Source organism: Hymenobacter rubidus, from assembly GCF_016734815.1.
Classification (GTDB): Bacteria; Bacteroidota; Bacteroidia; order Cytophagales; family Hymenobacteraceae; genus Hymenobacter; species Hymenobacter rubidus.
Window position 1 is genome coordinate 128,193 of the sequence record NZ_JAERQF010000007.1, and the last position, 19,179, is coordinate 147,371.

General features: G+C 61.2%; 17 protein-coding genes. 9 read left to right on the forward strand and 8 right to left on the reverse strand.

Annotation, left to right across the window (positions count from 1 at the left end; genetic code table 11):
• Positions 1-208: 208 nt before the first annotated feature.
• On the forward strand, positions 209-2,848 hold the full coding sequence (gene dnaB / locus JKL48_RS07525) for a replicative DNA helicase (protein ID WP_201980803.1): 2,640 nt from the start codon (positions 209-211) through the stop codon (positions 2,846-2,848).
• A gap of 95 nt (positions 2,849-2,943) precedes the next feature.
• Complete coding sequence (locus JKL48_RS07530; protein WP_201980817.1) at positions 2,944-3,708, forward strand: sulfite exporter TauE/SafE family protein; 765 nt, start codon at positions 2,944-2,946, stop codon at positions 3,706-3,708.
• A gap of 57 nt (positions 3,709-3,765) precedes the next feature.
• Here the strand turns inward: JKL48_RS07530 and JKL48_RS07535 are convergent, their stop codons facing one another.
• The 3 genes from JKL48_RS07535 to JKL48_RS07545 all read right to left on the reverse strand — a co-directional run bounded on the left by JKL48_RS07535 (position 3,766) and on the right by JKL48_RS07545 (position 8,960).
• Complete coding sequence (locus tag JKL48_RS07535) at positions 3,766-5,022, reverse strand: PepSY-associated TM helix domain-containing protein (RefSeq protein ID WP_201980821.1); 1,257 nt, start codon at positions 5,020-5,022, stop codon at positions 3,766-3,768.
• 4 nt (positions 5,023-5,026) lie between these two features.
• Positions 5,027-7,531 (reverse strand): TonB-dependent receptor, encoded by a 2,505-nt coding sequence (locus tag JKL48_RS07540; protein ID WP_201980825.1) that lies wholly within the window; start codon positions 7,529-7,531, stop codon positions 5,027-5,029.
• Positions 7,532-7,907: 376 nt separating this feature from the next.
• Positions 7,908-8,960 (reverse strand): LLM class flavin-dependent oxidoreductase, encoded by a 1,053-nt coding sequence (locus tag JKL48_RS07545; protein ID WP_201980828.1) that lies wholly within the window; start codon positions 8,958-8,960, stop codon positions 7,908-7,910.
• Between the two features lie 160 nt (positions 8,961-9,120).
• Between JKL48_RS07545 and JKL48_RS07550 the strand changes: the two genes are divergently transcribed.
• Positions 9,121-9,831, forward strand: coding sequence for a dienelactone hydrolase family protein (locus tag JKL48_RS07550; protein ID WP_201980830.1), 711 nt, complete (start codon positions 9,121-9,123; stop codon positions 9,829-9,831).
• Between the two features lie 195 nt (positions 9,832-10,026).
• Here the strand turns inward: JKL48_RS07550 and JKL48_RS07555 are convergent, their stop codons facing one another.
• Together JKL48_RS07555 and JKL48_RS07560 are read right to left on the reverse strand one after the other, a co-directional pair.
• Positions 10,027-11,067: a bile acid:sodium symporter family protein gene (locus JKL48_RS07555; protein ID WP_201980833.1), complete on the reverse strand. Its 1,041-nt coding sequence runs from the start codon at positions 11,065-11,067 to the stop codon at positions 10,027-10,029.
• Between the two features lie 126 nt (positions 11,068-11,193).
• Complete coding sequence (locus JKL48_RS07560; protein WP_201980836.1) at positions 11,194-11,712, reverse strand: hypothetical protein; 519 nt, start codon at positions 11,710-11,712, stop codon at positions 11,194-11,196.
• A 192-nt stretch (positions 11,713-11,904) separates the two neighbouring features.
• Here JKL48_RS07560 and JKL48_RS07565 point away from each other — a divergent pair, with 192 nt between their 5' ends.
• The gene (locus JKL48_RS07565; RefSeq protein ID WP_201980839.1) at positions 11,905-12,948 is read left to right on the forward strand and encodes an SDR family NAD(P)-dependent oxidoreductase; all 1,044 of its coding nucleotides are present in this window, start codon (positions 11,905-11,907) and stop codon (positions 12,946-12,948) included.
• A gap of 83 nt (positions 12,949-13,031) precedes the next feature.
• On the opposite strand, the gene JKL48_RS07570 is transcribed toward JKL48_RS07565, so the two are convergent.
• Both JKL48_RS07570 and mutM read right to left on the reverse strand, forming a co-directional pair.
• The gene (locus tag JKL48_RS07570) at positions 13,032-13,277 is read right to left on the reverse strand and encodes a hypothetical protein (RefSeq protein WP_201980841.1); all 246 of its coding nucleotides are present in this window, start codon (positions 13,275-13,277) and stop codon (positions 13,032-13,034) included.
• Positions 13,278-13,502: 225 nt separating this feature from the next.
• Positions 13,503-14,342 (reverse strand): DNA-formamidopyrimidine glycosylase, encoded by an 840-nt coding sequence (gene mutM, locus JKL48_RS07575; protein WP_201980843.1) that lies wholly within the window; start codon positions 14,340-14,342, stop codon positions 13,503-13,505.
• Between the two features lie 321 nt (positions 14,343-14,663).
• Here mutM and JKL48_RS07580 point away from each other — a divergent pair, with 321 nt between their 5' ends.
• The 3 genes from JKL48_RS07580 to JKL48_RS07590 all read left to right on the forward strand — a co-directional run bounded on the left by JKL48_RS07580 (position 14,664) and on the right by JKL48_RS07590 (position 16,351).
• A complete protein-coding gene (locus JKL48_RS07580; RefSeq protein WP_201980846.1) occupies positions 14,664-15,224 on the forward strand; it encodes an RNA polymerase sigma factor in 561 nt (186 codons plus the stop codon).
• Entirely contained in the window at positions 15,221-16,033 is an 813-nt protein-coding gene (locus tag JKL48_RS07585; RefSeq protein WP_201980848.1) for a hypothetical protein, read from the forward strand. Before JKL48_RS07580 ends, JKL48_RS07585 begins: the two co-directional genes overlap by 4 nt.
• A 123-nt stretch (positions 16,034-16,156) precedes the next feature.
• Positions 16,157-16,351, forward strand: coding sequence for a hypothetical protein (locus JKL48_RS07590; protein ID WP_201980850.1), 195 nt, complete (start codon positions 16,157-16,159; stop codon positions 16,349-16,351).
• A 142-nt stretch (positions 16,352-16,493) separates the two neighbouring features.
• On the opposite strand, the gene JKL48_RS07595 is transcribed toward JKL48_RS07590, so the two are convergent.
• Positions 16,494-17,450, reverse strand: a complete 957-nt coding sequence (locus JKL48_RS07595; protein WP_201980852.1) for a M48 family metalloprotease — start codon at positions 17,448-17,450, stop codon at positions 16,494-16,496.
• Between the two features lie 362 nt (positions 17,451-17,812).
• On the opposite strand from JKL48_RS07595, the gene JKL48_RS07600 reads away from it, so the two are divergent.
• On the forward strand, positions 17,813-18,346 hold the full coding sequence (locus tag JKL48_RS07600; protein WP_201980854.1) for a hypothetical protein: 534 nt from the start codon (positions 17,813-17,815) through the stop codon (positions 18,344-18,346).
• A 42-nt stretch (positions 18,347-18,388) separates the two neighbouring features.
• Positions 18,389-18,904 carry an MOSC domain-containing protein gene (locus tag JKL48_RS07605; protein WP_201980857.1) on the forward strand — a complete coding sequence of 172 codons (516 nt, stop codon included), beginning with the start codon at positions 18,389-18,391 and terminating at the stop codon, positions 18,902-18,904.
• Positions 18,905-19,179 lie beyond the last annotated feature (275 nt).

Sequence of the window (19,179 nt, forward strand, 5' to 3'; positions counted from 1 at the left end):
CGAAAGTACAAAATCCCGGCCGCCGCCGCCATTCCATAGCCAAAAGAATCTGTTTTTCCACCCAATCTTTTCCCCTTCGTCGGGGTTAACTTTGTAAGTACTGCCTACCGTACTCGCAGCACTCACCACTATTGCCAGATTTTTAAGCGGTTCTTTAGAAACGGCTTATTTACTCTGTTTCAATCCATAGAATTCCCTGACCCACACTATGCAAGACCGGATGGACGACCGCCTGAAACAATCCGCCGCCCGAGCCAAAGCGGCTTTGGCGAACCGCGGGGCGTCCGGGCTCGTGCCCTTCAATGCCAACGCGGCCGGCAAGCTGCCGCCCCAGGCCCCCGAGCTGGAAATGGCCGTGCTCGGGGCCCTGATGCTGGAAAAAGACGCCCTTACCTCGGTCATCGACCTGCTTAAGCCCGAAAGCTTTTACAAGGATGCGCACCAGCGGATTTACCGCGCCGTCATTCGGCTGTTCGACAAGTCGGAGCCCATCGACCAGCTCACCGTGGTGCACGAGCTGCGCGAAATGGGCGAGCTTGAAGCCTGCGGCGGCCCCTTCTACGTGGCCAACCTCACGCTGAAAGTGAACTCGGCAGCCAACGTGGAATACCACGCCCGCATCATCACCGAAACCGCCATTAAGCGCGAGTTGATTCGAATTTCGAGTGAGATTCAGCGCGATGCTTTCGAGGACACAACGGACGTTTTTAAGCTGCTTGATGACACGGAATCGGCCCTGTTCGAGGTATCGGAGTCGAACATTCGTAAGAACTTCGATGACATGCGCAGCCTGATGGGCAAGGCCATCAAGGAACTGGAGGAGAAGAAGAATCAGAGCGACGGCCTGACGGGCGTTCCCACCGGCTTCACCGCCCTGGACCGCGTCACGAGCGGCTGGCAACCCTCTGACCTGGTGATTATTGCGGCCCGGCCAGGGATGGGCAAGTGCCTCGGCAAAGGCACCAAGGTGTTGATGTTCGACGGCGACCTGCGCAACGTGGAAGACGTGTTGCCCGGCGACCTGCTGATGGGCGACGACTCCACTCCGCGCCGGGTGCTGAGCATTGCGCGGGGCCGCGAAAACATGTACTGGGTACGCCAGAACAAGGGCGACGACTACCGCGTGAACGAGAGCCATATTCTCTCGCTGAAACGCTCGCGCAATGAAGGCCCGCACCGCCACGGCGACGTGCTCAACATCACGGTGAAGGACTATTTGGCCAAGGGGCCGAAATTCCGTTCCAACTACAAGGGCTACAAAGTGCCCGTAGAATTCGAGGCGCAGGAGCTGCCCGTCGACCCCTACTTCCTGGGCGTGTGGCTGGGCGACGGCTCTTCCAAGGACTGCCGCATTACCGGCCAGGACCCGGAAATTATTGACTACCTGCACGAGTACGCCGCCGTGCTCAACATGCAGGTAACGGTGGGCGTGGTGGAAAACCGCTGCAACAGCTACGGCATCACCAAGGGCCGGCAGGGTGGCAATATCGCCGAATACTCCTTGCAGGACGAGCTGCGCCAGCTGGGCGTGCTGGGCAACAAGCACATTCCGCGCGCCTACGCCATCAATTCGACCGAAAACCGGCTGCGCCTGCTGGCGGGCCTGATTGACAGCGACGGCCACCTCGACCCGGTTTCCAACGGCTACGAAATCACGCAGAAAAACCAGCGCCTGGCCCGGCAAATCAAGTTTCTGGGCGACTCGCTGGGCTTCCGCACCTCGCTCACGAAGAAGCGGGCCACTATTTCCAGCATCGGCTACGAGAGCGAAGTGTGGCGCGTGCGCCTCTACGGCGACATTGAGCGGGTGCCGGTGCGCGTGGGGCGCAAAAAAGCGCAGCCCTGGGCGTCGCCCGTCGATTGGCGGCAGACGGGCATCACCGTGGAGTTCGACAAAGTCGATGATTACTACGGTTTTGAGATTGACGGCAACCGCCTGTTTCTGCTTCAGGACATGACCGTGACGCACAACACGGCCTTCGTGGTTTCGGCTATGCGCAATGCGGCGGTGGATTTCAAGAAAGCCGTGGCTATTTTTTCGCTGGAAATGTCTTCGCTGCAGCTAGTCAATCGTTTGATTTCGGCCGAGGCGGAATTAGATTCCGAAAAAATCAAGAAAGGCAGCCTTGCCGACCATGAGTGGCAGCAGCTCAACCACAAAATCACCGCCCTCTCGGCCGCGCCGATTTACATTGACGACACGCCGGGCCTGAGCATCCGCGAGCTGCGCACCAAGTGCCGCCGCCTGCGCTCACAAAAGGACGTGCAGATGATTATCGTCGACTACCTGCAGCTGATGAGTGGCAACACCGACGGCCGGGGCGGCAACCGCGAGCAGGAAATTGCCAGCATCTCACGGGCCCTCAAGGGCATTGCCAAGGAACTGAACGTGCCCGTGCTGGCCCTGTCGCAGCTGTCGCGCTCGGTGGAAACCCGTGGCGGCGAGAAGCGCCCGCAACTGAGTGACCTGCGCGAATCGGGCTCCATCGAGCAGGACGCCGACATGGTAATCTTCCTCTATCGCCCCGAGTACTACGGCCTCGACCAGGACGCCGAAGGCAACTCGACCCAGGGCGTGGGCGAAGTCATCATTGCCAAGCACCGAAACGGCTCGCTCGAAACCGTGCAGCTCAAGTTCATCGGCCGCTTTACCAAATTTGCCGACCTCGACGGTGTCGGCGCGTTCGATACCGGCGGCTACCAGCCCATGGGCCTGCCCGCCAGCACCTTCGACAGCGAGCCGAGCAGCTTCGCGCCGAACACCATTCGGCTGGGCTCGAAAATTAACGAGTCGCCGGTACCGTTTCCGAAAGGCAACCTGAACAAGCACGAGGACCCGCCATTTTAACGCTTCGCTTAATGAGGAATGAAGAATGAGGAATGATGCAACCGACCATAAGGCCGATTCTTCATTCCTCATTCTTCATTCCTCATTCTTCCCCTATGACGTTAGCGCTACTTTGTTTTTTCGCTTTTCTGGCCGGTCTGATTGATGGCATGGTGGGCGGTGGGGGCCTTATTCAGCTGCCGGCGCTGCTGCTGTTGCTGCCCGAGGTGCCGGTGCCCACGGTGTTGGGCACTGGCAAAGTGGCCAGTCTGGCGGGTACATCGGCTTCTGCGTTCCGGTATTTGCGGGGGCTGAAGGGGGTGCCCATTCGCTGGCGCACGGTGGCGGTGGCGGCTGTAGTGGCGGGCTGTTTTGCGCTGTTGGGTGCGCGGGCCGTGAGCGGCCTCAACAAGGAGCTGGTGAAGCCGCTGGTGCTGGCCCTGCTGGTACTCATGGCCGCTTACACCTTCTGGCGCAAGGATTTTGGCAGCCTGCACGCGCCGCGCCTGCACGGCAGGGCGGAGCTGTGGACCGGCGTGGCGCTGGGGGCCAGCATTGGGTTCTATGACGGATTTTTCGGGCCGGGCACGGGCAGCCTGCTGCTGTTTGCCTTCGTGGGGTTGTTTGGCTACGATTTTCTGGCGGCCTCGGCTTCGGCCAAAGTGGTGAACGTAGCCACCAACATTGCCGGGTTGGCTTATTTCATCTCGACTGGGCAAGTGCTTTACCAAGTAGCCCTGCCCATGGCGGTGTGCAACGTGCTGGGCTCATTGGTGGGGGCACGGCTGGCGTTGCGGCAGGGCACAGGCTTCGTGCGGGTGCTGTTTCTGGTAGTCGTCACCGGCTTTATTCTGAAGCTGGGCTGGGAGACGTTTTTCTAACGCTGAAGAAAAGGAGAACCCCGAGATAAAACTTCGGTGCTCTCCTTTTCTTCAGCGTTATGCCACTTGCAGTTGGTGCTTCCGGCGCTGCTTGCGGGTGCGGTTCAGCCACATGATGGTGCCGGTGATGGGGAAGGTGGCGCCGAGCAGGCTGATAACCAAGGCCAGTATTTTGGTGGGCCAGCCGAAGATGGCACCCGTGTGAACCGGCTTAAACAGCCCCCGAATCCGCTGGCCTGCCGGCCGCTGGGCATAGAGCTGGCTGCTCAGCAGCTTGCCGGAATACTGGTCGAGATACACCTCATCGGCTGCATTCTCGGTGATGGCGCCGGGGCGCAGCACGGCCACCCGGATGCTGCCGGTGGGCTCTTTGGGCAGCTGTAGGGCATACGATTCGGCATCGGGAGCCTGCTGGCGCGCCAGGGCCAGCACAGCATCGGCCGCGAACGGAGCCGTTCCGGCTGCAGCTGGCGCGGCCGATGCCGGCGGTTCGGGCCTTTTCAGCGGCGAGTGGGTGAGCTTGTTGATGCCCTGCCCCACCCAGTCGAACGACATGCCCACGCCCGTCAGGGCCATGATGAACAGGAAGACGGAAGCATAGAAGCCCAGCGAAATGTGAAAGTCGTGGTTGAGCCGCTTCCAGCTGCTGCCCCATTTGATGGTGAGGCGCGACGTGAAGGCTTTGCGCGCAGTAGGCCACCACAGCACCAGCCCCGTGCCCAGAATAAAGAGGAATAGCGAGGCGTTAATTCCCATCACCAGCTTGCCGATTTTGCCGGCTACCAGCCCCCGGTGCAGCTGTTCTACGGTGTGGAAGAACGAGTCGCGCGGGTTCATTTCGCCCACGACTGCGGCCGTGTAAGGATTCACAAAAACGCGGGGACCACCGCCGTCGCCTTTGCCCTTGCCGCCCTGGCCGGGCCCCGCGCCGGCTGGCCGACCGCCTTGGCTACCGCTAGCCGCAGGGCCATTCCCCATACGCTCTTCCCCCATCCGGCCACCGCCGGGCTTTTCGCCAGGTTTAGCAGCGCCAGCCAGGCTCACTTCCACGGTGCGGGCCGGGTCGGCGTAGAGTTTGAAGCCGCTGATTTTAGCCTTGGGCTTGTAGGCACGGACGGCGGCGGCAAGTTGGGCCAGCGTGAGGCGGGGCGTGGTGGCGGGCGCCACAAAATAGCGCTCCGAATGCCAGGCCTGCTCGATTTCCTTCTCGAAAACCAGGATGGAGCCCGTCAGGCATACAAAGACTACGAACAGTCCCGACACCAGGCCCAGATAGAGGTGAATGCGGCGAAAGAAGGTTTTGGTCGGGCTCATCAGATTACAGCTTATAGGTCAGCGTGGCCGAGAAGTTGCGGGGGGCAATGGGGTTGATGCTGTTGTCGTCGTGCGCGTTGTAGCTCAACTCATCGAGCAGGTTGGCCAGCTTGAGGCGCACCGAAAACCGCTCGTAGGAGTAGCCCAGCGAGGCATCGAAAAGGAAGTAGTTGGGCAGGGAAATGAGCTTGAAGGCGTCGGCAATGGGCTGGCCATTGGCATCTACCCAGGGCTTGCCGGTGGCGGGGTTGAGAGAGCGGCTGTTGCGGCCGGCGAGGCGGTCGCCCACGTAGTAGGCCGTCACACCGGCATTCAGGCCGCGCAGGAAACCGTTGTTGGCGAACAGGTTGCCGAAGCTGTAGTACAAGCTGCCGTTGGCCGTATGGGCCGGGTTGTAGCGCAGGCGGCTGCCGTCTTCGTAAATGTTGCTTTTGGTGTAAGCCGTGTAGTTGTAGCTATAGCCGGCAATGAACGAGATGCCGCTCACGGGGCGGCTCTGCACGTCTACCTCCACGCCTTTGCTGGTGACCTGTCCGGCCAGTTCCATGGGGCTGGTGGTGGATGCGGTGGTGAAGCGCGGGTCGGTGGGCAACACGCTCTGCGCCTGGTTGCTGTTCACGATGCGGTAGGCCGTGACGTTGGCCGACAGCGCCCCGTTGAATAACTCGTTTTTAATGCCCACCTCGTACTGGTCGATGAGCGACGGAGCCAGGGAATTGCCCTGCAAATCGAGCCCGGTGTTCGGCGTGAAGGAGTTGGCGTACGAGGCAAACAGCGAGGTCGTCTTGATGGGTTGGTACACCAGCCCCAGGCGCGGCGAAAACGCCTGGTCGTAGCGCCGGGCTTCCACGTAGGTGTTGGCCGTTTTGGCGGTCACGTTGGCAATGGTGTTGTAGTTGAACACGTCGCTGGGCGTTTCCTGGTAGCTCCAGCGCAGGCCGGCCAGCACCTTCACCTTATCGGACAGGCTGAGCAAATCCTGGGCGTAGAAGCCGGCGCGGCGGGTGTTGCCCTTGGTCAGCGAGTTGCGCACCAAGCTGTTGAAGCCCGCCAGCCGCTCCGTGGGCTGGGCAATTACTTTGCTGGGGTCCAGCACGTTGATGATGTCGTAGGCAGTAACGGCCGTGGTGGGCTTGGTGGGCGAGGCCGGGTTAGTATAGGCCACCACGTTGCTATCGTACTGGTCGGCGTCGGCGCCCAGCAGCAGCGTGTGGCCTACAAAACCCGTGCGGAAGGTGCCCGTCAGGTCCAATTGGCCCAGGAAGTAGTTTTCGGCCGTTTCGGTGCGGAGCAGGCCGCGCGTCCAGTTGCCATACGTAGCGCCGGGCGTGCTGATGATGGTGCTGGGACGGGCGGCACTGCGCAGGTCGTTGTCGTAGCGCTGAAACGAGCCCACCGCCCGCACCTGCCAAGTCGAGTTGAGGTGCGAAGTGAGCGTGGCCGTGGCGCTGCTCTGGTTGGTGGCGTTGCGGGCATCGGCCACGTTCAGAAAGCGGCTGCGCGAATCCTGAATCTGGTAGTCGATGGCGCCGATGCCGTAGTCGGGCGTGCGGTTGTCGCGCAGGTAGTCGCCTTCAAGCAGCAGCTCTGTCCTGGGCGTGAGGCGAAACAGCACCGACGGGTTGACATACACGCGGTTGCTGGTTACGCCGTCGCGGTAGCTGTCGCCGCGCTCGTAGGTGCCATTCAGGCGGAAAGCAACGTTGTTGCTCTGCCCCACGGCGCCGTACACGTCAAACTGCGGCTTCACGAAGCCAAAGCTGCCCACCCGCAGGCCTACCGAGCCGCCCCGCTCAAACTGCGGCTTTTTGGTCACCAGGTTCAGCACGCCGCCGGCGGCCACGTTGCCGTACAGAATGGCGGCGCTGCCCTTCAGTACTTCCATGCGCTCCAACGAGCTTACTTCCGGAATGATGCCGTTGTTGAAACGCACCCCATTTTTGAAGGTGTTGGCACTGGTGTAGGCAAAGCCGCGGCTGGCAATTTCCTCCTGCGTGCCGCCGGTGGTGCCCATCACGTACACGCCGGCCACGTTGGCCAGCACGTCGCTCAGGCGCAGGGCCTGCTGCTGCTCCAGCACCGCCCGCTCGATGGTGACGGTGCTTTGCGGGTTGTCGAGTGGCGCGATGGGCATTTTGCCGATGCTGGTGGTGCGCTGGTTCAGGCTTTTGGCGCCGGTCACAGTCACTTCGCGCAGCTGCTGCTCGCCCGCGGCCAGCCGCACGGGCTGCGCTTCCACCCGTTGGCCGGGCTTCACTTCCACGGTCACTTCCTGCGGCGTGCAGCCCAGGCAGCTCACCGTGAGCACCTGCCAACCAGCCGGCGCTTGGATGCGGAAAGTGCCATCGGCGGCCGAATTCACGCCCAGCGACGTGCCCTTTACCCGAATAGAAACCTGCTCAGCCGCCTGCCCATCAGCCAGTTCGATGCGGCCCACTACTTCGCCCATCAGGTTGTGGCGCTTTTCGTGGTGGCGGTGCGGGTCGTTGGATTGAGCGGCACTAACCAAGGGCAGTAAGCTGCCAACAACAAAGAAAGAAAGAAGAGCTGAGCGCATAGCTTATTTAGACAGATTCAAAATATGACACAAAGGTGCGGTCTATTTAGAATCATTCCAAACAATTCAAGAATCAAAAGCAGCTTTCCTTCAGAATTACCATTGTGGTTTTTCCCACTTGGTGCTTAACTGATTGATTAGAAAAGAAAAAAGCCTAGCACAAAGGCCAGGCTTTTTTGCAGCAAATAGCGACGCTATTTAGGCAGTGTGTCGCTTGCCGGTCCGACGCCCTAGGCGTCCGACCGGTCGTCGAAAGCACGACTCCCAATTGACTGTCAACAAACAACCGGTCGGACGCCTAGGGCGTCGGACCGGGGGAACCGACTTTCTAGGCCAGTACGGCCTCTTTCTGCAAGGTCGGCGCGGGCGTCAGGGCGAAGACTTCGGCCAGCAGCTCGTAAGAACGGAGGCGGTCCTGAAAATCGGCGGTAATGGTGACGGCGGTCACCTCGTCAACTCCGTAATCGGCGGCCATTTTGGTGAGTTGGGCGTGTACCTGCTCGGGCGTGCCGCTCACAATGCGGTTGCGGTGGTGCAGCAGCTGAACCTGGTCTTCGGCCGTAAACTGGTGGCTGTGCACTTCCTCGGCCGTGGGGAAGGTGCGGAACTCGCCCTTGTTGAACCGGATTAACTGCCAATCCATGGCTTTGCGCAGCTCCTGGGCTTTCTCCTCGGTATCGGCGCACAGCGTGAACACGGCCACGTTGGCCATCGGCGCGCGCAGCTCCTGGCTGGGCCGAAACCGCTCGCGGTAGGTGCGCACGGCCGCCGGGCCGCCGTTGCCGTTGATGAATTGGGCAAAGGAAAACGCCATGCCCAGGTGCGCGGCAAACAGCCCGCTCTGGCCGCTGGAGCTCAGTATCCAGAGTTCCGGCGCGGCGGGCGCCTGCGGAATGGCCATCACTCGCTCGTGGATGGTATCGGGCACCTTTTCATCGCGCAAGTAGGCTTGCAGGTCCATGAGCTGCTCCACAAAATCCTGCTCGCTGAAGGTGTTGTGCGGATTGAGGGCGTGGGCGGTGAGGCGGTCGGCCCCGGGGGCGCGGCCCATGCCCAGGTCGATGCGGCCGGGAAACAGGCTTTCGAGCATCCGAAAGTTTTCGGCCACTTTCAGGGCCGAATAGTGGGGCAGCATGATGCCGCCGGAGCCCAGGCGAATGTGCTGCGTGTGGTTGCCGAGGTGGGCAATGAGCACCTCCGGCGTCGAGCCGGCCAGGGTGTTGGTGTTGTGGTGCTCGCTCACCCAGAAGCGGGTGTAGCCCAGGCGGTCGGCCAGGCGGGCCAGCTCCACGGTTTCGAGCAGGGCCTGGCGGGCGGTAGCGCCCGGCCGGATGGGCGACTGGTCGAGCACGTTGAGGCGGATATCAGAAGGAGTTTTCATAAGCAATAGCTAGGGATAGAACTGCCAAACCACCGGCAAGGCCATCCGGTTCGAGAAGGCTTTTTTCGGATGAGCTGGCCGTTAGTATACGGGGGGCAGCAATGAACAATTTGCGGCTGGGCTGTTACGCACCGAACCTTCCCAACTTCTCACCGAATCAATGAGTGACCAGAATAGCACCGTCCTGCCCGTGGCCGACGGCACCGAAATGCACGCCTACACCGCCTTCCCCGACAGTACTGGTCCGGTGCCGGGCATCATTCTGCTACAGGAAGCCTTTGGCGTAAACCCGCACATCCGCAGCGTGGCCGACCGGCTGGCGGCGGCCGGCTACGCCGTGGTGGCGCCCGAGCTTTTCCACCGCACTGCCGTACCGGGGCAGGAATTTGCGTATTCCGACTTCGCCAGCGCCGCGCCGCACCTCTACGGCGTTACCGTGGAGGGCCTCTCCGCCGACCTGCAGGCCGCGCATGCGTGGCTGACAGCCCAGCCGCTGGTGATGACCGATAAAATTGGCAGCATCGGGTTCTGCCTGGGCGGCCGGGTATCGTTTTTAGCCAACGCGGTGTTGCCGCTGGCGGCGGCCGTTTCCTACTACGGCGGCGGCACCCACCTGCTGAAGGACCGCGCCAAGGACCTGCACGCGCCGCACCTGTTCTTCTGGGGCGGCCTGGACACCCACATCAGCAAAGCGCAAATCGGCGAAGTAATTGATGCCGTGGAAGCTGCCCAAAAGCCCTACATCAACACCGTTATTTCCTACGCCGACCACGGCTTCCACTGCGACGCCCGCCCCAGCTACCACCCCGAAGCCGCCAAAGAAGCCTGGGCCCTGACGCTGGCGTTTTTCAAGGAGAAGCTGGGGGCGTAGGGTGGGCTTGGCGTACCTAGAAAAAGAAACGTAGCATTAAGAACGTCATGCAGAGCGCAGCGAAGCATCTTGCGTGTGATAGTAATTCAATCGATTATATTACTTCGGCACGCGAGATGCTTCGCTGCGCTCTGCATGACGTTCTTCTTTGACGTTCTGCCGTGGCGTTCTGCGGACATAATGGCTCGGCTCCCGCTAAACAGCTACTGCCGGCTCTTGCTCCGTCTGCCGGCCTATGTACTGCGCCATGCTGCTGGCCAGGATAATCTGCAGCGCGTGGTAGAGCATGAGGGGCAGCAATAAAAGCCCGGTAGCGGCGCTGGCCGGAAACAGCAAACTGGCCATGACGCTGCCGTGTACCAACGACTTCTTCGAGCCGCAGAACACGGCCACAATCTGGTCGGCCCGCGAAAACCGCAATGCCCGGCTCAGGCCCCACACCAAGGCAAACACCAATAGGTAGAGCGCCACCATGCCCGCGCCCAGCTTCGCGATATCAGCTGGTAGAAAGCGACTGAAAATGCCTTCGGCGAAGGAGTCGCAAAAAGCCGTAAATACGATGAGCAGAATGGTTATCTGGTCGAAATAACGCAGCCCGGCTTTATGGCGCTCGGCAAAAGCGTTGAAGCGGGAATTGAGCAGTATCCCCGCTCCCACCGGCAGCACCACCTGCCACAGCAGTTGCACGGCCAGGTTCCACAGCTGGCCGCCGCCGGTGCCCGTGTGCAGCACCAGGCTGGTGAGCAAAGGCGTGAGGGCAATGCCCAGCAGGCTGGAAATGCTGGCGTTGAAAATGGCAGCCGGCAGGTTGCCGCCAGCAATGCTCACCATCACCACCGAGGTGGAAACCGTGCTGGGCAGCGCGCACAGAAAAAAGATGCTCTGCCAAAGCAACACGCCACCCTCGCCCTCAAAAAACGGCCTCACCAACAGCGCCAGGGCCGGAAATAGCGCAAACGTAGCCAGCTGCACCAACAGGTGCAGCCGCCAGTTGCGCAGGCCCGCGTGTAGTTGGGTAAAGCTCAGTTTCAGGCCATAAAAAAAGAAGACCAACGCGACCCCAACGGTCGTTATGGTCTTCCAGGGCACAGGGCTGGCCTTGCTGCCCAGGCCCGGCTGCCAATAGGCCAGCGCCACCACGCCCATGAGCGCCAGCAGAAACCAATCGAGCCCGGCACGGGCCAAGAGCGCAACGAAGCGGTTGGGAACAGGTGCGGACGGAGCGGGTTTCGGCATGGCCGCAATACGCGGCAACAGCCCTTTCCGATACAGCCAGCGCACCAAAACGCCTCCCCAACGTAGCCGGGCGCCGGGCTTCAGCCCCCTGCTAGGCCTATGCCCAGCTGAACATGGGGTCTCCGCTTATTGGTCGCCAGCACCGCCGCCACCCAGGCCGGGGGCCGCATTGCCCTGGATGCCTTGCGCGTTGGGCACGCCCATTTTTTCCTCGCGTTTGCGCTGGTATTTGTCAAACTGCGCGGGGTTGAGCACTTCCTTCAGGGCTTCGAGGCGCGAGCGGCCGGCATTCTCAATAATGCCCGCCAGCTTGCGCGGGTCTGCCTTGTAGCGCAGCCGGCCAGATTCCACCATTTCCACGCCCCGGCGGTTGATGACTCGTACTTTTTCGGTTTGCTGCGGGGTCAGGCCCAGGTTTTTTTGCATGTTGGCCGTGAGGGCATTGGTTTTGGCATCCACCATCGCGGCATTGGGCAGCGGCGCAGGCTCCTCGGCAAAGGGCGCGGGCTGGGTGGTTTTGGTTTTGACGCTGGGCTGGCCCGCCGCCTTTACTTTGGTTTTGACAGTGGCCTTGGCGGGAGCCTGCGCCAGCAGAACGGGCGTGGCAGTCAGCGCCAGCAGCGCCGAGAGCAGCAACGGTTTCATCGGAAGGGGGTGGAGAGGCATTGCGAACACAGAAAAGAGGTGGCTTAACGGAAGAGTAAATATCGGAGAAAAACCCTTCCCGCTTCGTCCTATCCCTCGTCTCATTCACGTTCCGTGCCAAGGCCATTCGAAAATTCAGGCAGCCTCCCGCATCCGTGCAACCTTTCGGCCGGTTTTGGCATACAATCCCTCATGAAGCACGACAAACGCACCAACAAAAACTGGCTACTGGCCGCCGGCCTCGGCGCCGCAGCCCTGGCCGCTACCCTCTGGGGCAACCGTCGCGGCTCCTACGACCTCAACCAGCGCGTGGTGCTCATCACCGGCGGCTCGCGCGGGCTTGGGCTGGTGCTGGCCCGCCAGGCCGTGGCCGAGGGCGCCCGCGTCGCCATTTGTGCCCGCGATGAAGCCGAGTTGGCCCGTGCCCGTCAGGATTTGCTGATGGCCGGGGCCGCCGAGTCCGACGTGCTTACTCTGGCGCGCGACATCACCAACGAAACGGAAGTGCGCACCATGGTGGCCGAAGTGGAGAACCGGCTGGGGCCCGTCGATGTGCTTATCAACAACGCCGGCATCATCACCGCCGGTCCGCTCGACAACATGGACGCCCGCGATTTTGAAGATTCCATGGCCGTGCATTTCTGGGCGCCGCTGCACGCCATGCAGGCCGTGCTGCCCAGCATGCGCCGACGGGGCGTGGGCCGCATTGTCAACATTTCTTCGCTGGGTGGCAAAGTGGCGCTGCCGCACATGGCCCCCTACAGCGCCAGCAAATTTGCCCTGGTAGGTTTGTCCGAAGGCTTCCGGGCCGAGCTGCGGCAGCACGGCGTATCGGTGACCACGGTGTGCCCCGGCCTGCTACGCACCGGCAGCGCCGACCACGCCATGGTGAAGGGCCAGCACGAAAAGGAATTTGCCTGGTTCAGCATCGCCGACTCGCTGCCCGGCTTCACGCTCAGTGCCGAGCAGGCGGCCCGCCAAATCTGGAACGCCTGCCGCCGCGGCGATGGCGAAATCATTCTTTCCCTCCCGGCCAAGTTCCTAGCCGCTTTCCACGGCCTGCTGCCCGGCACTACCACCGACATTTTGAGCTGGATGAACCGGGCCTTGCCCGCCACCGGCGAAAGCCCCGCCGCCAACGTGCGGCGCACCGGCTTCGAAAGCGAATCGGACCTGACCCGCTCGCCGCTCACCGTGCTCAACCGGAAGGCCGCCGTGAAAAACAACGAAGTATAAGCGAAGCCGCGCCTGAACGGTAAGCGGTGGACGCAGCGCTGCGCACCGCCTACCCTCAGGCGCGGCCAGGCCGGCGCCCGGACCTACAGGGTGCCCCGGTGCTTCTTGCCAACCGAACTGCCCGACACCTTGGTCTGGCGGCTGTTGTGAATGCCTAAAAAGCCGTTGTGAAAGATGCCGTGATGCCCATAACGCCGATAAATCGGGTGATGGTGCCCCGGCAATATTTTGCGGTTGGGGTCGCGGAAAGAGTCAAACGGCGAAGCAAATGCGCTGGCGGTGGTCAATAAACTCAGCAGGCCAACTAACGCTAAAAAATTGCGGAGCATAACAGGTACAGTTAGTGTGAAAAGTAATTTCTCCAGCTAGCAGCGCCCCTCTGCAGCAAGGCGCCTTCGGGGCAATAACCCCGACAACACGGGAAATATTGCTTCACAGGCCCTTTTTTCGACGGTTTGCCTCTTTTATCCGACTAAATCCGGGTTTCAAACCCGCTTATCCTGCTGGTTTCAGCCCCGCCCCTGTCCCGGATTCCCAGCATGCGCTCCAGCAACCTAACTGGCTGCTGAAACGGGTGTTGGCTGGCATTTCGGACAGATATAAGTAGCCCGGCCGCCAACGTAATACTTCTCAATTTTCACCTTGGCGTGGCGCGGACAAAAAGTATGCGCATCGGTGCTGCCGGGCATAGCCGGCGTGTCCCATTCGCGGGCATGGATGAGAAAGGAGGCCGGAAAATGCCGGTAGTTAGCCTCTTGGCTAATGGCAGTGTTGAGCACCGTTTGCACGGCGCTGTGCAGGGCACCGCTTTCCTGCTCGGTGAGCGAAGAGCCCAGCCGCTCGGGATGAATTTTGGCCTGAAACAGCACCTCGTCCACAATCCAGTTGCCCAGGCCGGCGGTGATGCCCTGGTCGAGCAACAGCGGTTTCAGCAAAGTCTTGCGGCGGCTGAGTTTCTGGTGCAGCTCGGCGGCGGTTATTTGCAGGGCATCGGGGCCAATTTTCTTGGCTTGCTTATGGGCGGCAGCGCTTTCGGCCAAACGAATGCGGCCAAACTTGCGGGGGTCGATGAACGCCAGACGCAGACCGGAACCCTGTAGGTGCAAGGCCACGCGGGTGAAGCGGGGCGCGTCGGGCGCGTCGCGGTAGGCGCCTACATCGCCGGTCATGCCGAAATGCAGCACCAGCACCCGGCCGTTGTCCAGCTCCAGAAAGCAGTTTTTGCCCAGGCGGCTGGTGCCCGTGATGGTGCGGCCCAGCAGGCCGGCGCGCAACTGGTCTTCGGGCGTGGCCAGCACATGGGCATCGTTTACCTGCACGGCAGCAATGGTTTGGCCCACGGCCAACTCGTCAATAAAACGGCGGTAGGTTTCGACTTCGGGTAATTCGGGCACTGGAGCAGGAAGAGGTGAAAGGAATGCAGCCGGGAAGTTGGCTGGCCGTACAGGAGGTCTTTTCTAACAGCACGCGCTTGAGCAGAGTTGCATCGTTCAGCTTCCGGCCAAAAGGCCAAAGCGACGGCAGATGGCAGATGGCAGAAAACTTACGTGAGGAAGCCAGGAACCCCCTTCTTGAAAGGCAACTGGACACTACATATTATTTTAACTATATTACCAGCGCCTTACCATAAATATTCTGCCCCTCAGAAGCTTTTGCTTTTGCGGCTGCGTCTTGTACTATCGAGGATGCCCAAGTCCCGGGCGCTGTTCCTTTCTATGCCAGCCACCACCGACCTCGACGCCCTGCTTGCCCGTTGTCTGCGCCGCGAACCAGCGGCCCAGCGGGCGCTGTACCTGCGCTACGCGGGGCGCATGCTCGGCATTGCCCGGCGCTACGCCTACACGGTGCCGGAGGCAGAAGACATTTTGCAGGATGCTTTTGTGAAGGTATTTGCCCATTTGGGCGACTACCGGGCCGGGGGCACCTTGGAGGGATGGATTCGGCGCATCGTCGTCACCACGGCCATCAGCCACTGGCGTAGCGGGCAGCTGCGCCACGCCAGCGAAGCCCCTCCCCTCGACGAGCCTCCGGCGTCGATGGCTGTTGATGGCACCGCACTCGAAGGCCTGAAAGTGACGGAAGTGCTCAAACTGATTGAACAGCTGCCGCACGGCTGCCGCGTGGTGCTTCTGCTTTATGCCGTGGACGGCTACTCGCACAGTGAAATTGCCGAGTTGCTGGGCATTCAGGAAAGCACTTCCAAAGCCCAGCTCAGCAAAGCCCGCAAACAGCTTACCTATCTCTACAAACGCCAAAACGACTTTATCCGACTATGAGCACCGACCCCGAAGAACATTTGCTGGACCAGTCGCTGCGCGATGCTTTCCGCGACTACCACCTGCCGCCCGCCGGGCACATGCACGTGTGGGACCAGGTAGAAGAGCGCATCGCAGCCCTGCCGGCGCCCCGAACGGGACTTTCCTACCGGCTGGTGTTGCCACTCACGGCGGCGCTGGGCGTGGGAGTCGCCGTGGGGTGGCTGTTGCCGCGTCCGGCCGCGCCACCCGTCGCTCCGGCGGCGGCTCCGGCTGTGCACGCCACCACTTGGGTGGCTCCCCAGCACGCCGCGCCTAGCTGGGCCGCGCATGTTGGTGCGGCCTCTACCGTGGCCTGCGCGCCTGTTCACCGATTAGCTTCGAAAACGGCCGGCCGGAACGCCGCCAGCCATTTATCTGTGCAGCTCCCCAAGCAGGCCGCCTCTAACCCGGTGAAGCCGGCTCGGCCTTCGAAGCCTATACAAGCTGAACAAGTAGCTAGGGTATTGCCAGACTCAGCCACCCAGCCAACGGCCCGGTTGACAGCTCTTGCTCCCGCGCCGCTTGCAGCTGATAGCAACCGTGAAAATAATAACCTTCCCGCGCCAGAACTGAGCACCGCAGCTTCTGCGCTTCCGAAAGAAGCGCCTGCTAAAGCCGCTTCTGTGGCTCCAGAGCACGCAACGGCTCACCCGGCCAAAACGGCGAAGCAAGAGGAAGTCAATGAGAAAATGCTGTATCGGAAGCCAACCCACCGCCAGCCGGAGCGAGGGCTCGGGTGGCGGCGTTGGGTGACACACTTGAGCCAAGTCGTGCACCGCATTCTGTAAGCGAGGCCAGCCTACGGGCTTAACAATTATTTATTTGGCGCCCACCCGCCACCAACGAACATATTTTCTAACGAAACAACCTATACAATGGATTTACCTGAAAATCAGTCGGCTGGACCACCCATGCCTGACTCCAACACGGCCAGCTATTGGCTGTGGCTGGGAGTCTTGCTTGTGCTTTTGGTACTGGGCCGTACGGCAACCCATCCGTCGGTAGCCCGCCCTATACGGCACACGCCGGCTACCAGTATCAGTCCTGCTCCCAACGAATTGGTTGGCCAGAAATCGGCCTTCATGCCCAGCTTGGTAGGCCAGTGATTGAAGGTCACGCATAAGCAACCGTACCGTAAAAGGCGGTCCTGCTGAGCGGAGTCGAAGCACCTCTACTGCGCGGATAAACCGCGGCATGCATGCGGCTTGCCTTTCAAGCCAACTACTCCTTTTACCTAACTTTAAATCCCTACGAAGGGTCATGCAATTTGGCTACGCGCTGGCCGGTTTTGTCGTACACATCGCCGCGCGGGGTAATGAACAACTGCCGCTGCTGCCCATCGGTAAGAATGTACGGGAATTTTTCGCTGGTAGTGCGCGTGACCCGGCCCACTACTTCGGCGGTGTCGTCGGCATCGACCCGCACCACTTTCAGGGCGTTGGTGAGGTAATAGCGTTGATTGGGGTCGTTGCGAAACGTGAACTGGCCCACCAGCCGCACAGCATCACCGGTGTTCTGACTGATGGCCACCAGCTCGCCGGAGGTATCGGTATCGACGGGTGGAACAACGGGGGCGCGACGCACAGCGGCCACGCCCGTAGGCCGCACCGGGGCAGCAGCCACAACAGCCGGAGCATTGGAGGGCGCAGCCGCGTGAATGCTGGCCACAATCTGGTCGTTGGCCCGCTGCCACCCTTGGCTGATGGCGGCAAGGCGGGGCGTACGCCCTGGGTGTGTGGCCGACCCCTGGTCATCGGACACGGAAGCCATGGCTGCCTGGGCCTGGGCCAGGCTGGCCCCCAGCTTGCGCAGCACGAACCCCGAAAACTCGTCGGCCTCCAGCTCGTCGGCGGGCTGCGAGCCGCCGCCACGCAGCGTGTGCCCGTTGAGGTGGTGGCCCATTTCGTGGGCCAGAATGCTGATACCGGCCCAGTCGGTGTGGCCGGCGCGGTTCACGGCATTCAGAAAGTCGGGGTTGTAGAGCAGGAAGCGCTTGCCGTCGTACACCACGGCCGCCGCGTTATCGACCTCGCGGGTGGCCCGAAGCTCGAAGCGGGCTTTGAGGCCCACGGCATCGGTAATCTCGTGGATAACGTCGGTAGGAGCCGGCGCCGTTTGGGCCGAAACCGGCGCGGCAATAAGCAGGGGCAGCGCCAGCAGGAGCGGCGCGGCCAGGCGGCTAACAAAACGAGGGAGGAAACTCATAGCAGAAGGACAAAGGATGGATACTGCTTCCCTGAAAGCAAGGCAAGCACGATGCCAGATATGGGGCAACTCAACCAAACACACTACTTAAAAAAACCGCGCCTGCCCGCCTTCCTTCTCCGTTTCTAACCCGGCCAATGGGGTGGCTTTGGCAAACAACGAAACGCTCCTTTCTACATTGCGGCACCGCCGGATAAAAGCAGCCTGCTCAGCGTGACAAGGACACCGAAACAACGATTTTAGCGCAATGGCAGTTCATTTACTTCACCGCTTGAGGCCTTGCTTTTTACTTCCTGCCCGCCGGGGCAGTGTAGCTTTGCAGCCTGTTCTGTACCGGGACTTGTCCTGCCACTGTTTTCACAATGAACCAAGCTCATATTCACCTCATTGTGAACCACGCGCCCATCCTGGGCAGCTTGTTTGCACTCGTACTGCTGGGCATTGGGCTGTTGCAAAAAAACGACGTGCTTACCCGAGCGGGACTGGGTGCCGTTCTGGTGGCGGGCCTGCTGGGCTTGCCCGCCCAGCTTACAGGAGAAGGAGCCGCCAAAATCGCGCAGGACCTGCCCCGCGTGGGCCGGGCCCTGATAGCCGACCACTCAACGGCCGCCGAACAAGGATTGTGGGCTTTGGAGGGCGCGGCCGTCCTGGCCCTGCTGGCCCTGATGCTGCTGAAGCATGCTTCTCCCCGCGCCCGGCTGCTTGCGATACTGGCGCTAGGCACTGCCCTGCTCAGCTTTGGGTTGTGGCCCGCGCCGGCTACCTCGGAGGCCAGATTCGGCACCCCGAGATTCGGCCCGGATTTGGCACCCTGGACGAACTGTAGGGCGCAGAGGTGCAAAACCCAGCCTGCCCCGGCCATCGGCCACGTCACCTGGGAACTGCCCTATTCCTGAAAAAACCCTTTGCTTGCCCACCCACGCTACCAGTTAAAAATTATGGCTTTCCCTTTCTTTGGCGATGATAAATCGACGGTGGCCCGGTTGCTTGCCACCCTGCCCCAGCGCGGCCGTTTGGAATGGATTGGGCAGCGGCCCGTGCGCCGCGCGCCGCTACTGGCCGTGCCGGAAGCCGAATTGAAAACGGATTCGCACCTGCTCGGCGACCACGCCCGCCCCAAAGCCGGCGGCAAGCGGCAAATCACGCTCGTTCAGCACGAGCACCTGGCGGCGGTGGCCGGCTTTCTGGGGCTGGAAGGCCCCGTGGCGCCCGGCCGCCTGCGCCGCAACCTGGTGGTGAGCGGCCTGAACCTGCTGGCCCTGAAAAACCGTCAGATTCAGATTGGCGAGGAGGTGGTGCTCGACATTACCGGCGAATGCCACCCCTGCTCGCGCATGGAGGAGGAGCTGGGGCCCGGCGGCTACAACGCCATGCGCGGCCACGGCGGCCTCACGGCGCATATCGCGCAGGGCGGCATCATCCGGCTGGGCGATGTGGTGCGGGTGGTAGCTTGAGTAAAAGGCTTACGTTCAGCAGCAAATGCTATTTCACAATTAAGCTTTTTGGCTGCACCAATGCATACTTGCCTTAGTTTATCGGCATTAGTGACCCTATTTTTCATCCGAAATCGATTGGATTATCGTATCTGCTACATTCCAACTCCGGGCACTTTCTTCTTCCTGCTTTAGTTCAGGGACTTATTTAATAAACCTCATTTTTTTAGATGGTATGTCTACACCCCTACAGCCCCCGTTAGCACCAGGTCGCCTGCTTCGGCCATTGCTCTTGG

What these genes read in the sequence shown, in the direction of transcription:
- JKL48_RS07560 (WP_201980836.1), bottom strand. Translation starts at nt 11,712, where the DNA reads ATGAAACCGTTGCTGCTCTCGGCGCTGCTGGCGCTGACTGCCACGCCC.
- JKL48_RS07580 (WP_201980846.1), top strand. Translation starts at nt 14,664, where the DNA reads ATGCCAGCCACCACCGACCTCGACGCCCTGCTTGCCCGTTGTCTGCGC.
- JKL48_RS07550 (WP_201980830.1), top strand. Translation starts at nt 9,121, where the DNA reads ATGAGTGACCAGAATAGCACCGTCCTGCCCGTGGCCGACGGCACCGAA.
- JKL48_RS07570 (WP_201980841.1), bottom strand. Translation starts at nt 13,277, where the DNA reads ATGCTCCGCAATTTTTTAGCGTTAGTTGGCCTGCTGAGTTTATTGACC.
- dnaB (WP_201980803.1), top strand. Translation starts at nt 209, where the DNA reads ATGCAAGACCGGATGGACGACCGCCTGAAACAATCCGCCGCCCGAGCC.
- JKL48_RS07595 (WP_201980852.1), bottom strand. Translation starts at nt 17,450, where the DNA reads ATGAGTTTCCTCCCTCGTTTTGTTAGCCGCCTGGCCGCGCCGCTCCTG.
- JKL48_RS07590 (WP_201980850.1), top strand. Translation starts at nt 16,157, where the DNA reads ATGCCTGACTCCAACACGGCCAGCTATTGGCTGTGGCTGGGAGTCTTG.
- JKL48_RS07605 (WP_201980857.1), top strand. Translation starts at nt 18,389, where the DNA reads ATGGCTTTCCCTTTCTTTGGCGATGATAAATCGACGGTGGCCCGGTTG.
- JKL48_RS07585 (WP_201980848.1), top strand. Translation starts at nt 15,221, where the DNA reads ATGAGCACCGACCCCGAAGAACATTTGCTGGACCAGTCGCTGCGCGAT.
- JKL48_RS07565 (WP_201980839.1), top strand. Translation starts at nt 11,905, where the DNA reads ATGAAGCACGACAAACGCACCAACAAAAACTGGCTACTGGCCGCCGGC.
- JKL48_RS07530 (WP_201980817.1), top strand. Translation starts at nt 2,944, where the DNA reads ATGACGTTAGCGCTACTTTGTTTTTTCGCTTTTCTGGCCGGTCTGATT.
- JKL48_RS07555 (WP_201980833.1), bottom strand. Translation starts at nt 11,067, where the DNA reads ATGCCGAAACCCGCTCCGTCCGCACCTGTTCCCAACCGCTTCGTTGCG.
- JKL48_RS07545 (WP_201980828.1), bottom strand. Translation starts at nt 8,960, where the DNA reads ATGAAAACTCCTTCTGATATCCGCCTCAACGTGCTCGACCAGTCGCCC.
- JKL48_RS07535 (WP_201980821.1), bottom strand. Translation starts at nt 5,022, where the DNA reads ATGAGCCCGACCAAAACCTTCTTTCGCCGCATTCACCTCTATCTGGGC.
- JKL48_RS07600 (WP_201980854.1), top strand. Translation starts at nt 17,813, where the DNA reads ATGAACCAAGCTCATATTCACCTCATTGTGAACCACGCGCCCATCCTG.